This window comes from Rhizobium sp. SJZ105, assembly GCF_007828365.1.
In the GTDB taxonomy this organism is placed as follows: Bacteria; Pseudomonadota; Alphaproteobacteria; order Rhizobiales; family Rhizobiaceae; genus Agrobacterium; species Agrobacterium tumefaciens.
The window spans coordinates 1031321-1043262 of record NZ_VIUP01000001.1 but is presented as its reverse complement, the minus strand read 5'-3'; the positions used below and the strand labels follow the sequence as shown (position 1 = coordinate 1043262).

General features: G+C 59.4%; 16 protein-coding genes. 9 read left to right on the top strand and 7 right to left on the bottom strand.

The window, feature by feature from the left end; genetic code table 11:
- Positions 1 to 54 precede the first annotated feature (54 nt).
- The 3 genes from FB593_RS05290 to FB593_RS05280 form a co-directional block, all read right to left on the bottom strand.
- Positions 55 to 243: a hypothetical protein gene (locus tag FB593_RS05290; RefSeq protein ID WP_019564143.1), complete on the bottom strand. Its 189-nt coding sequence runs from the start codon at positions 241 to 243 to the stop codon at positions 55 to 57.
- Between the two features lie 25 nt (positions 244 to 268).
- The gene (locus tag FB593_RS05285) at positions 269 to 691 is read right to left on the bottom strand and encodes a YciI family protein (RefSeq protein WP_038490203.1); all 423 of its coding nucleotides are present in this window, start codon (positions 689 to 691) and stop codon (positions 269 to 271) included.
- Positions 692 to 791: 100 nt separating this feature from the next.
- Complete coding sequence (locus FB593_RS05280; protein ID WP_019564141.1) at positions 792 to 1238, bottom strand: MarR family winged helix-turn-helix transcriptional regulator; 447 nt, start codon at positions 1236 to 1238, stop codon at positions 792 to 794.
- Between the two features lie 149 nt (positions 1239 to 1387).
- Here FB593_RS05280 and FB593_RS05275 point away from each other — a divergent pair, with 149 nt between their 5' ends.
- The 3 genes from FB593_RS05275 to FB593_RS05265 all read left to right on the top strand — a co-directional run bounded on the left by FB593_RS05275 (position 1388) and on the right by FB593_RS05265 (position 3514).
- Positions 1388 to 2116, top strand: coding sequence for a DUF899 domain-containing protein (locus FB593_RS05275; RefSeq protein WP_003511917.1), 729 nt, complete (start codon positions 1388 to 1390; stop codon positions 2114 to 2116).
- Between the two features lie 26 nt (positions 2117 to 2142).
- Positions 2143 to 2631 (top strand): DUF1579 domain-containing protein, encoded by a 489-nt coding sequence (locus tag FB593_RS05270; RefSeq protein ID WP_145166370.1) that lies wholly within the window; start codon positions 2143 to 2145, stop codon positions 2629 to 2631.
- Positions 2632 to 2731: 100 nt separating this feature from the next.
- Positions 2732 to 3514, top strand: coding sequence for a VOC family protein (locus FB593_RS05265; RefSeq protein WP_025592729.1), 783 nt, complete (start codon positions 2732 to 2734; stop codon positions 3512 to 3514).
- Between the two features lie 47 nt (positions 3515 to 3561).
- Here the strand turns inward: FB593_RS05265 and FB593_RS05260 are convergent, their stop codons facing one another.
- On the bottom strand, positions 3562 to 4458 hold the full coding sequence (locus FB593_RS05260; RefSeq protein WP_145166369.1) for a LysR family transcriptional regulator: 897 nt from the start codon (positions 4456 to 4458) through the stop codon (positions 3562 to 3564).
- 122 nt (positions 4459 to 4580) lie between these two features.
- On the opposite strand from FB593_RS05260, the gene FB593_RS05255 reads away from it, so the two are divergent.
- Entirely contained in the window at positions 4581 to 5303 is a 723-nt protein-coding gene (locus FB593_RS05255; protein ID WP_003511923.1) for an SDR family oxidoreductase, read from the top strand.
- Positions 5304 to 5317: 14 nt separating this feature from the next.
- Positions 5318 to 5668, top strand: a complete 351-nt coding sequence (locus FB593_RS05250) for an Atu4866 domain-containing protein (protein WP_186447885.1) — start codon at positions 5318 to 5320, stop codon at positions 5666 to 5668.
- Between the two features lie 60 nt (positions 5669 to 5728).
- Here FB593_RS05250 and FB593_RS05245 read toward each other — a convergent pair whose 3' ends face one another.
- Complete coding sequence (locus FB593_RS05245) at positions 5729 to 7291, bottom strand: helicase HerA-like C-terminal domain-containing protein (RefSeq protein ID WP_065658168.1); 1563 nt, start codon at positions 7289 to 7291, stop codon at positions 5729 to 5731.
- Positions 7292 to 7602: 311 nt separating this feature from the next.
- On the opposite strand from FB593_RS05245, the gene FB593_RS05235 reads away from it, so the two are divergent.
- Positions 7603 to 7995, top strand: coding sequence for a hypothetical protein (locus FB593_RS05235; RefSeq protein WP_003511926.1), 393 nt, complete (start codon positions 7603 to 7605; stop codon positions 7993 to 7995).
- A 9-nt stretch (positions 7996 to 8004) separates the two neighbouring features.
- Here the strand turns inward: FB593_RS05235 and FB593_RS05230 are convergent, their stop codons facing one another.
- Positions 8005 to 8436 carry a winged helix-turn-helix transcriptional regulator gene (locus FB593_RS05230; RefSeq protein WP_145166368.1) on the bottom strand — a complete coding sequence of 144 codons (432 nt, stop codon included), beginning with the start codon at positions 8434 to 8436 and terminating at the stop codon, positions 8005 to 8007.
- Positions 8437 to 8539: 103 nt separating this feature from the next.
- Here FB593_RS05230 and FB593_RS05225 point away from each other — a divergent pair, with 103 nt between their 5' ends.
- From FB593_RS05225 to FB593_RS05215, 3 genes are all read left to right on the top strand, one after another.
- On the top strand, positions 8540 to 9298 hold the full coding sequence (locus FB593_RS05225; protein ID WP_038490216.1) for an SDR family oxidoreductase: 759 nt from the start codon (positions 8540 to 8542) through the stop codon (positions 9296 to 9298).
- A gap of 70 nt (positions 9299 to 9368) precedes the next feature.
- On the top strand, positions 9369 to 10175 hold the full coding sequence (locus tag FB593_RS05220) for an AraC family transcriptional regulator (RefSeq protein ID WP_113291410.1): 807 nt from the start codon (positions 9369 to 9371) through the stop codon (positions 10173 to 10175).
- A 125-nt stretch (positions 10176 to 10300) separates the two neighbouring features.
- Positions 10301 to 10912 (top strand): LysE family translocator, encoded by a 612-nt coding sequence (locus FB593_RS05215; protein WP_112289624.1) that lies wholly within the window; start codon positions 10301 to 10303, stop codon positions 10910 to 10912.
- Positions 10913 to 10934: 22 nt separating this feature from the next.
- Here the strand turns inward: FB593_RS05215 and FB593_RS05210 are convergent, their stop codons facing one another.
- A complete protein-coding gene (locus FB593_RS05210) occupies positions 10935 to 11762 on the bottom strand; it encodes an aldo/keto reductase (RefSeq protein ID WP_112289626.1) in 828 nt (275 codons plus the stop codon).
- Positions 11763 to 11942: the final 180 nt, after the last annotated feature.

Below are 11942 nucleotides of genomic sequence, written 5' to 3'. Positions count from 1 at the left end.
GACAAGCTGCATTCTGCGCGGCCTTTCGGGCAAACCAGAGTTTTGGTGTTCCGGTCAGCCCTGCAAACGCGTCTGCAGGGCAAAAAGGTGGCAGATCTGGCGGTTGCGCCAGAAGCAGGAAATATCCATGCGAAGCCTCCTTTCTTGATACGTGTTCAACCATCCAACAATTAACAGCGGCAGGGGTTCGAGGCAATGGCTTTTGAAGAGGAGGGTGGTGCCGGAGAATATGGCGACCCGCATTCTCCAGCCCTCAAGCGCGGCGCCCTTACTGTTTTGCCACGCGCTCGCGCAGTTTTTCCACATGTTCGGCGATTTCAGGTGTCACCGCGTCGCCGAAATCCTCCATTTCGAACATCGGGCGGATTTCGATTTCGCTGCGCTCCAGCATCGGGTTGGGGCAACGCTTCACCCACTCCACGGCCTCATCCATGTCCTTCACCTTCCAGAGCCAGAAGCCGGCAACCAGCTCGTTGGTGTGCGGGAAGGGGCCGTCGATCACGCTACGGCTGTCACCGTCGAAAACAACTCTCTTGCCTTTGGAGGAAGGGTGGAGGCCATCACCGGAAAGCATGATGCCGGCATTGACCAGTTCCTCGTTGAACTTGCCCATGGCTTCCATCAGTTCGGTGGTCGGCATTATGCCATCCTCGCTGCTGCGGGTGGCCTTTACAAAAACGATAACACGCATGGTTTCCTCCCTTGTTGCGTCTTCCTCGTTAGTTTCGCCGTCCGGCACGACGGGTAGATGACATTTTCACGGGTAAAAGTGGCAATATGCCGCTTTCCCGTCAGCCGAGATCAATGAGGTCGCGGCGCAGCCGGTCGGGGTCGCCGCTGCCGATGCGGGCCTCGATTTCGGCGTGGGTCTGTTGCCAGATGGGGAAGGCGGCGGTGAGTACGGCCATGCCTTCCACCGTCAGCCGCAGCCGCTTGCCGCGCTTGTCCTTTGGGTCTTGCTCGATACTGACCAGTCCACGCCGCTCCAGTGGCTTCAGCGCTGCCGTCAGCGTCGTGCGGTCCATCGCCAGAAGATTGGCGACCGGCCCCATCGGCGGCGGCTCCGGCCGGTTGAGCGACATCAGCAGGGAAAATTGGCCGTTGTTGATGCCCACGGGCTTCAATGCGTTATCGAACAGCCGCGCCAGCGCCCGCGCCGCACGTTGCGCATGCAGGCAAAGACAGGAGTCCCGCACTAAAAGAGTTGCCGAAAAAGGAATCACACTGGTGTTTGACATGGACTATATATGTTGATATCAACGTAATTAGTCAAGCGGAACCTGTCGCCTTGCTGATGGTTTTCCTGGCTTTCAATGCAGACACAGGCGGCGCCCACCATGGAGGCGGAGCGTGCCGTGGTGAAAGACGGATCCAAGGAGGAAAGATCATGTCTCATCCCGTCGTTTCTAATGAGGAGTGGCTTGCGGCCCGCCGCGATCTGCTGGTGAAGGAAAAGGAATTGACCCGCGCGCGCGACAGGCTGAACGAGGCGCGCCGCGCATTGCCATGGGAAGAGGTGACGAAAGATTATATTTTCGACGCGCCGTCCGGCCCGAAATCGCTGAAGGAACTCTTCGGCAATTGCAGCCAGCTCATCGTATACCACTTTATGCTGGCGCCCGACTGGGAGGAGGGCTGCACCGGCTGTTCCTTTTTCGCCGACCATGTCGATGGTGCGATGGTTCACCTGAAGCATGGCGATGCGGGTTTCGTTGCGGTCTCGCGCGCACCGCTCGAAAAGATCGAGGCCTATAAAAAACGCATGGGCTGGAAATTCCCTTGGGTCTCGGCCAACGGCAGCGACTTCAACTATGATTATCAGGCCTCCTTCCGTGATGAGGATATCGAGAGCGGGGCGATCACCTACAATTACCGTGAGATCGAGCCGATGGGCGACCTGAAGGACCTGCACGGCGTCAGCATTTTTGCCAAGGGCGAGGACGGCAGGATTTACCATAGCTATTCCGCCTATGCCCGCGGCATGGAAGAGACGCTCGGTACATTGATGCTGCTCGATCTGGTGCCAAAAGGCCGTAATGAAGAGGGTGTAATGGATTGGGTGCGCCGGCACGACCAGTACGAGGACGAGCCCAAGGCCGCGTCTTGCTGCCACTGAAATAGGACGAGGAGGAGGAGACGACAATGGAAAATGCCAAGCCGCAGAAGGAACACGCGTTCCTGGGCAGGATCGTCGGCGACTGGATCATGACCGCCAGTTCCGGGCATGAGGGATACGATCCCGATGATCCCGCCCAGCGGTTCACCGAAACCGTCAGCTCCATCGGGGGGCTGTGGATCATCGGGCACGGCACCGGCAAGATGCCTGACGGGACGGAGATGACGGCTGTCATCACCGTGGGTTTCGACCCGGCCAAGGGCCATTTCGTCGGCACCTGGGTGGGGTCGATGATGACCAATCTCTGGGTCTACAAGGGCTGGCTGGAAGACGACGGCAAGACCCTGACCCTCGAAGCGGAAGGACCGGCCTTTGACGGTTCCGGCCGCATCGATACCTATCGCGACGTGCTGGTGCTGCACGACGACAATAACCGCAGCTTTTCCGGCAGCGTCCGGCAGCCGGATGGCAGTTTCAAGACCTTCATGACATCGGAGTTCCAGCGCAAGGCGTGACGCCCCGCCGGAATTTGCCCGATCGCGCCGAATAATGCGCTGCCGCGTCCTGCGGCGGCCGATCGCCAGAAAAATGACGCCATAACCCCGGAGAGATTCAATGTCCGATACACACGGAAAATTCATATGGGTTGAACTGATGACGCCTGACATGGAGCAGGGTGCCCGCTTCTATGGTCATGTCGCTGGCTGGCAGACCAAGGATTTCGGTTCGCCGGAAATGCCCTATCTGGTGCTGGAAGCCGATGGCAAAGGCATGGGCGGCATCATGGAACTGACCGAAGAACACAAGGGCCAGGGTATTCCGCCCAACTGGACCGGTTATGTCGGCGTTGACGATGTGGACGCCACGGCAAAACTTTTCGCGGAAAAGGGCGGTTCGGTCAGGCGTCCGCCGCAGGATATCCCGGAGATCGGCCGTTTCGCCGTAGTGGCTGATCCTTCCGGTGCGGTTCTGTGCATCATGACGCCGCTGCCGATGGAAACCGGCGGTTTTCCGCAGGAGACGCAGAACCTGCCGGGTCACGTCGGCTGGTACGAACTTGCCACCAACAATGTCGACGACGCCATAGCCTTTTACGGTGAGGTCTTTGGCTGGACCAAGGACCATGATTTTGACATGGGCGCAGAAATGGGCCCGTATCGCATCTTCGCCCATAACGGCAAGGTCGTCGGCGGCATGATGAAATGCATGGCGGGTGCGCCCACCTGTTATTGGGGTTATTATTTCAACGTCGACGGCATCGATGACGCCATCACCCGGGTCAGCACCGGTGGCGGCAAGGTCGTCAACGGCCCGATGGAGGTTCCCGGCGAGAGCTGGATCGTCAATTGCCAGGACCCGCAGGGCGCATTCTTCTCGCTGCTGTCGCAGAAGAAGTAACCCTTCTTGGGCTGACATACCGATCTGCCGGAGGCTACTCCGGCAGATTACCGGTTTCTCGGTAGCCGAACGTGATCGATAAAGGCGCGGAGCTTCGGCGCAAGATGACGTCGATTGGGATAATAGAGATAAAATCCCGCAAAAGTCGGAGAATGGTCCTCCAGCATGGAAACAAGCTGGCCGCTCTCCAGGTAGGGACGGAAGGTCTCTTCCATGCCGAATGTGATGCCGGCGCCGGCACAGGCCAGCTTTATCATCAACTGCATGTCGTTGGTGGTGAAGTCCGGCTGGACAGCGACCGCGAATTCCCGGCCGTTTTCGGCAAATTCCCACCGATATGGCGCAACGTCCGGACGAGGCCGCCAGCCGATACATTTGTGATGGATCAGTTCGCGCGGCTGCGTCGGTAAGGTGACGCGATCTCGATATTGCGGGGAACAGACGGCGAGCTGCCGCTGCGGCCCGGAAACCGGAACGGCAATCATATCCTGCGCGATCAGCTCCCCCAGACGCACGCCGGCATCGTAGTGTTCGGCGACGATATCGAATTCCTCGTCCGTCACGACAATATCGAGTTGCACTTCCGGATGGATTTCAGCAAAGCGCGCCAGCAATGGCCCGGACAAGAAGCGCTCCGCTATCGAGGAAACGGCAAGCCGCAATTGCCCCCGAGGCATTCCACTCAGGGAAGAGGCGGCCTGTGTCGCTTGCATGAGGTTGCCGATGGATGGCGAAACATCGGCGTAAAGCTGTTGCCCCGCTTCCGTCAGGCTAACGCTGCGCGTTGTGCGCTGAACGAGCGCTATCCCCATCGTTTCTTCAAGCCTGCGGATGGTCTGGCTGACGGCTGACCGTGTTACGCCGAGCCTGTCCGCCGTAGCCCGAAAATTGCGTTCCTCGGCAACCATGCAGAAGGTGGAAAGCGCGTTGAGATCAACATTCATTGGTTAGTAAATCTATCCATGGAGGTTATCATTGAGGTAATTATCACGACAATGGCAAAGCTTTATCTTTCCTGCAACGGTCTCCTCTCGAAAAAGCGGGCCGTAAAGCCAAGGAGAAAGCCATGACATTGAACAAAGTTATTCTCATAACAGGTGCATCGAGCGGGATAGGTGAGGGTATCGCCAGAGAACTTGCCGCTGCAGGCGCGAAACTGGTTCTGGGTGCGCGCCGCATGGACCGTTTGCAGGCTTTGGCCGACGAACTGCGCCAAACGGGCGCTGAGGTTGTCGTGCATCCCCTTAACGTCACGGAAAGGCAGAGTGTCGAGGATTTTGCCGAGGCGGGACGCAAGGCGTTCGGACGGATCGACGTCATCGTCAACAATGCCGGCATCATGCCGCTATCGTTGATGTCGTCCCTCAAGGTCGATGAATGGGACCGCATGATCGACGTCAACATCAAGGGCGTGCTTTATGGCGTCGCCGCCGTTCTGCCTGAGATGACCGCCCGCGCATCCGGCCACATCGTCAACATCGCTTCCATCGGCGCACTGGCCGTTTCGCCCACGGCTGCCGTTTATTGCGCGACGAAATTTGCGGTGCGGGCGATTTCGGACGGGCTGCGACAGGAAAACCGCGACCTGCGGGTTACCTGCATTCACCCCGGCGTGGTGGAAAGCGAACTCGCCCACACCATCACCGATCCGGCCGCTGCGGAGCTGATGCAAAGCTACCGGGCCATAGCATTGAAGCCGGACGCCATTGGCCGCGCAGTCCGCTATGCCATCGAACAACCCGACGACGTGGACGTCAATGAAATCGTCGTCCGCCCGACCGCCGCATAGGGAGGATCGGGACAATGAAGATTGTTTCGACATCGCTTGCCCTTGTACTCGCAACGGCCGCCGCCGATACCGGCCACCATCAGGAGGATCGTGCCGTGAAAGGGAATATGGAAAAGATGGCCCAGACCGAAAGCCACCCCTATATCGGCATGTGGGTCACCGGCGACGGCCATATCCGTCAGGAGCTTTTGCCTGATGGCCGCTACGACGAGGCGCGCGGCCAACGCAAAAGCGCCTATCAGGGGCGTTACGAGGTGAGGGGCAACCATATCGACTATTGGGATGATACCGGCTTTACTGCCGATGGCGAGTTCATCGACGATGTGCTCTACCACGGCGGCATGATTTTCTATCGCGAGCCGTGAATCGTCACGCTAACAGGAAAAAATCCGTCCGGCTGATCGAGGCCGGGCGGCTTATCTGTTTTAACGCTTCAGGCTTCCCAGTATGCCGCGCACGATGGCGCGGCCCACGGATGTGGCAACCGAGCGGGCGGCGCTTTTCATTGCCGCCTCGATCACGGTTTCGCGCTGATAACCGCTCGTCTTGCGGGCGCCGGTGGTGGAGGCCTTTGTGGGTTCCTCGTCGCCGAAACCGGGCAGGCGCCAGCGTCCCGAGGCACTGTCGGACTGGCTGGAGGCATTTTCCTCTTCCGCGCGCTTGGCGGCTTCGGCTTCCGCAGCCTTCTGGGCGCGTGCGTTGAGGATTTCAAAGGCCGATTCCCGGTCCACATCCCTGTCGTATTGACCGGCAAGCGGGCCGGTATCCATCAGCAATTTGCGCTCGGCATCGGTGAGCGGCCCGACGCGGCCCGAGGGCGGCCGCACAAGGGTGCGCTCGACGATGGAGGGCGCGCCCTTGTCATGCAGGGTCGAAATCAGAGCCTCGCCCGTACCGAGCGTGGTGATGATGTCGGCTGTGTTGAAGGCGGGGTTCTGGCGGAACGTATCGGCTGCGGTGCGCACAGCCTTCTGCTCGCGCGGCGTATAGGCGCGAAGCGCATGCTGCACGCGGTTGCCCAGCTGGGCAAGAACGGTTTCCGGCACGTCCAGCGGGTTCTGCGTCACGAAGTAGACGCCCACACCCTTGGAGCGGATAAGCCGCACCACCTGCTCCACGCGCTCGACGAGCACCCTTGGCGCATCGTTAAACAGCAGATGCGCCTCATCGAAAAAGAACACCAGACGCGGCTTTTCCGGGTCGCCCACTTCCGGCAGTTCCTCGAAGAGTTCGGAGAGCATCCACAACAGGAAGGTGGCGTAAAGGCGCGGGTTCATCATCAGCTTGTCGGCGGCGAGAACCGAAACCGTGCCACGCCCGTCCGTGCCGACGCGCATGATGTCGGCAATATTCAGCGCCGGCTCGCCGAAGAAGTTTGCGGCACCCTGCTGTTCGAGAACCAGCAGCCCGCGTTGCAGCGAACCGACAGAGGTCTTGGAAATCAGGCCGAACTGGCTGGACAGCGCACTTGCATTCTCGCCCATGTAGTTCAGCAGCGATTGCAGGTCTTTGAGATCGAGCAGCGGCAACCCGCCCTGATCGGCGATCTTGAAGGCAATGTTGAGCACGCCTTCCTGGGCTTCCGAAGCATCCATCAGCCGCGCCAGCAGCAGCGGGCCCATTTCGGCAATGGTGGCGCGAACGCGATGGCCTTTTTCACCGTAGAGATCCCAGAAGATCACCGGCGATTTGCCATAGGCAAAATCCGTGAAACCGATCTGTTCGGCACGTTTCTGCACCCAGTCCTTGGCTTCGCCCTGGGCGGCGATGCCGGAAAGGTCGCCCTTGATATCGGCGCAGAAAACGGGAACGCCGGCTTGCGAGAAACCTTCGGCAAGAACCTGCAGGGTTACGGTCTTGCCCGTGCCCGTTGCGCCGGTGATCAGGCCGTGGCGGTTGCCGAATTTCAGCTCCAGATATTCACCCTTGTTCAGGCTGTCGTCCGGATTGCGGCTGGTCCCGATATAGATCTGTCCGTCCTGCAACATCGACCATTTTCTCCTGCGACTGATGCATGCCCCTTAAATCGCGATCGATTTGAAGATGGTCATGTCCGAATTGAACTTTTACGGCACCCTCTGGCCGCTACTGCCAAAGCGGCCTTTTCATAGTATGGTTGTGATGATCTTATAAGGACAGTTTCAAGGCGCAACAACTGCTTGATGGCGATGAAGAAAAACCGCTTCATGAAAGTTGCCGCACCCGCCTGCCGCCCGCTTGAATGCGGCATGAGATTGTTTTACGTTGACGTTAACGTCAGTTATTCGGTGTTGGCGTCGTTTTTCAACAGGAGGCAAGAATGAACGAAGTCGTTGACCAGATCGCCGCAAAGGCGGGCATAGACCCTGCGCTGGCCGAAAAGGCTGTTGGCATGATTCTGGGTTTTCTCCAGCGCGAGGCGGCAGATGGTCCGATCGCCCGCATGATCGAAGCCATTCCGGGTGCCAGCGATCTCGTGGCACAGTATAATGGCGAGGGCGCTGGCGGCGGCGGTCTGCTGGGCGGATTGATGAGCGCGATCGGCGGCGGCGGCATCATGGGTCTCGGCCAGCAACTGATGAGCCAGGGCATCGGCATGAGCGAAATCACCACGCTCGCCAAGGAAACCATCGCCGTTGCTCGCCAGCACGCGGGTGATGAGACTGTCGATCAGGTGATCGCTTCGGTTCCGGGCCTCAGCCAGTTCGCGTAAGGCGACATTTTATTCGATAGCGGGGCGCGGCGGCTGTTCATTGAACCGGCGCCGCGCCTCTTCTATTTCCGCATGGTGGGTTTCCGCCCATATCCACACGCCGCAAAAGGCGCTGCCAAGGGTCTCTCCGAGAGACGTGAGGCTATAATCCACATGCGGTGGAATGACTGGGTGCACGGTGCGGCGCACCAGTCCGTCGCTTTCCATCTGCCTCAGCGTTTTCGTCAGCATCTTCTGGCTGATGGTGCCGACCAGCCTGCCGATCTGCGTAAAGCGAAGCGTGCCATGCTCTTCCAGCACCTCAAGGATCAGCATCGTCCATTTGTCCGCCACTTTCGCGATGATATCCTCAACCAGCGCCTCGATGACCGGATCGGTTTCCGTGGGCGGCGGAGACTTGCGCCTGTTCTCGATCATGGGATCGGCGGCATACCGTTTCATCTCACACTCTCCTTTGGGTAAGTATAATTCTTTTGGGTGCCTACTTACGAATGGAGAGTATAGCCGCTAATTTCCCGTCATCCAACAGGCAGAGGATTTTTCGATGAAAACGACAGGCAACACCATTCTCATCACCGGTGGCGGCTCCGGCATCGGCCGGGCGCTGGCGGAAGCGTTTCACCGGCTGGGCAACAAGGTCGTCATTTCCGGCCGCCGTCAGAATGTGCTGGATGAGGTAACGGCCGCCAATCCCGGCATGGCCGCGATGGTCATGGACGCGACCGACGCCGAAGGCATCCGCTCTTTCGCCGACAATCTCATCAAGACACATCCGACGCTCAACGCCGTCATCAACAATGCCGGCATCATGCGGCCGGAGGACATCTCCTCGGCCCCGGACTATCTGGATACGGCGGAGGAAACCATCGCCACCAACCTTCTGGCGCCCATTCGCCTGACGGCGGCGCTGCTGCCGCATTTCCTCAAGCAGCCTGAAGCGACAGTGCTGACGGTATCCTCCGGCTTGGCCTTCGTGCCCATGGTGGTCACCCCAACCTACAGCGCCACCAAATCGGCCATCCATGCCTATTCGGTCGCACTTCGCGAACAGCTGAAAGAAACCTCGGTTGAGGTTATCGAAATCGTGCCGCCCTATGTGCAGACGACGCTGATGGGGGAAGGCCAGGCAAGCGACGAAAGAGCCATGCCGCTCGAGGCCTTCATTTCGGAAGTGATGGACATTCTTGGCGGTCGCCCGGATGAGAAGGAAGTGGTTGTGGAACGCTGCAAGCCGCTGCGTTTCGCCGCGCAGAACGGCAATTTCGATCAGGTGTTTTCGATGGTCAACGGCATGCATCCGTAAAGGCCCGACCCTGTCTCGCACGCATCGCCTGTGATAGCGTGGCGCTCTTTAAAGGGAGCGCCAGCTTTTCATGGGCAGCCGTCAATTCCTCATGCCGAAAACCGCCATGCCCGGTATTGCTGCCGTGGTTGCGGATAGCGACCGCTCTTTTCCACGTCACATGCACGACCAGTTCGGCATCGGCCTTGTGGAGCGCGGCGCGCAGAAATCGCTGAGCGGGCGCGGCATGGTGGAGGCTGAAGCCGGCCATGTCATCACCGTCAATCCGGGTGAGGTTCATGACGGTATTCCGCTGGGAGAGGGCGGGCGCGCCTGGCGGATGATCTATCTCGACATCGATATCGTGCAGGCCGCCATTGCCGATATCATCGAAAAGGATCACGGCTTTTTCGAATTCGCCTATCCGGTCGACACCAGGCCTCTGGCGGACCGGTTCCGTGCGCTTTTTTCAGCCGTGACGGCAACTGATCGCCCGGGTGACACCCTTCGCTGCGACGAGACCCTCCTTATGCTGCTCGTGGGTGCAATGGAAACGGTGGCAACACCACGCGAGACGGCAGCGCCCGATAGCATAAGACGGGCGAAAAGCAGGATCGATGACGATCCTGCCCGGCCATTGCGCCTAACCGATCTGGCGCAGGAGGCCGGCATGAGCCAGTTCCGCTTCCTGCGATCCTTCAGCAAGACCACGGGGCTGACGCCGCACAGCTACCTTTTGCAGCGACGCCTGCATCTGGCACGGGGTGCACTGGCCAAAGGCGCACCGCCCGCCGAGGTGGCGTTTTTCGCCGGTTTCTCCGACCAGAGCCATTTGAACAGGTTTTTCGTGCGACAGTTCGGAGTGACGCCTGCGGCGTATAGGGCGGCGGTTTCGTAGCGCAGGTTGGGGTAATAAGGCTACAGACGCGAGCCTCCAAGCCTCAACGCTGCAATTTCATCCAAGACCCCCGCGCCGGACACAGTCATGCTCCTGTCCTCCGTTCAACAGGACTTGCAGAATCCATGACGCCCGAATTCCTCATCACATCCCTGATCATCGCCGCTTCTCCCGGAACAGGCGTGGTTTACACGCTGGCCGCCGGCCTGTCCCAAGGGTCGAAGGCGAGCGTCGTCGCGGCTTTCGGCTGCACGCTCGGCATCGTGCCGCATCTGCTGGCCGCCATCACCGGACTTGCCGCCATTCTGCACGCGAGCGCCCTTGCCTTCGGCGTGATCAAATATCTGGGTGTCGCCTACCTGCTCTACATGGCGTGGAACACGCTTCGGGAAGATGGGGCGCTGAAGATCGACGACAAGCAGGAGCACCGCAAGGCGGGGCTGGTCATCGGTGAGGCTGTCCTCATCAATCTCCTGAACCCGAAACTGTCGATCTTCTTTTTTGCTTTCCTGCCGCAATTCATCGCGCCGGAGGAGGTTTCTCCGACGTGGCGCATGGTCGATCTCGGGCTGATCTTCATGGCCATGACGTTTCTGGTCTTTGCGCTTTACGGCTGTTTTGCCGCCTCGGTCAGGCGGCAGGTTGTGGCGCGCCCGGCCGTGCTCACCTGGCTGAGACGCAGTTTCGCCGCCGCGTTTGTGGCGCTCGGGGCGAAACTGGCGTTGACGCAGCGGTGAGACCGGACCGGGCTCAACGCAGTCAATCGTCCCAGTCGGGCGCGAGGTGACCGGGGTTGACGATGCGGCCATCGGGTTTGGCAAGCGCGTGGATCGCCTGCATTTCCTCTTCCGAGAGCGCAAAATCGAAAATGTCGAAATTCTCCTTGAGGCGGCTTTCGGTTGCGGTCTTGGAAAGCGCCACGACATCCGGCTGCTGCACCGCCCAGCGCAGCGCCACCTGTGCGGTCGTCTTGCCGTGCCTTGCACCAATATCCTTCAGAACCGAATCATCAGGCACCTTGCCATCCGCCATCAGATAATAGGCAGTGACCGAAAGCCCGTGTTTGCGCGCGGCCGCAATCACCTTCGTCTGGTCCAGATAGGGGTGGTATTCGATCTGGTTAGTGGCAAGCGGCGTGTCGGAGAGTTTGACCGCCTCTTCCGTCAGCGCCACGTTGAAGTTGGAAATGCCGATATTGCGCACCTTTCCGGCCTTGCGCACGTCGTTCAGCGCGCCGATCCTTTCCGCCAGCGGCACATCGCTTTTCGGCCAGTGCAGCAGCAGGAGATCGACATAATCCGTCTTCAGCTTTTGCAGGCTTTCATCGACGGAGGCGAGAAAATCAGCGTGGCGGTAGCGGTCCACCCAGACCTTGGTGGTCAGGAAAATATCGTGCCGGGAAATGCCGGACTTCGCGATCACTTCGCCAACCGCACCTTCATTCTTGTAGATCTGCGCCGTATCGACATGGCGGAAACCAAGTTTCAGCGCCTCCGGCAAAATGCGCCTGATATCCTCTTCCGGAATGCGGAAGGTGCCGAAACCGAGGGCGGGAATGTTCGCGCCATTCGCGTTGACGTCATACATGCATGTCTCTCCTGTTTATTGCAAACATGGGCGGCAAGGACTGCCGGATGGGGAATCCGTCTTTTATTAACTGGTGTCCGCGCCATTGGTTTCAAGCGTCTCGCCATTGCGAGGCGCTGTGCGCGAGGCTACCAGTCGATGGCGAAACGTCGTAGATGGCATGATCGGAATGTGGAGGAA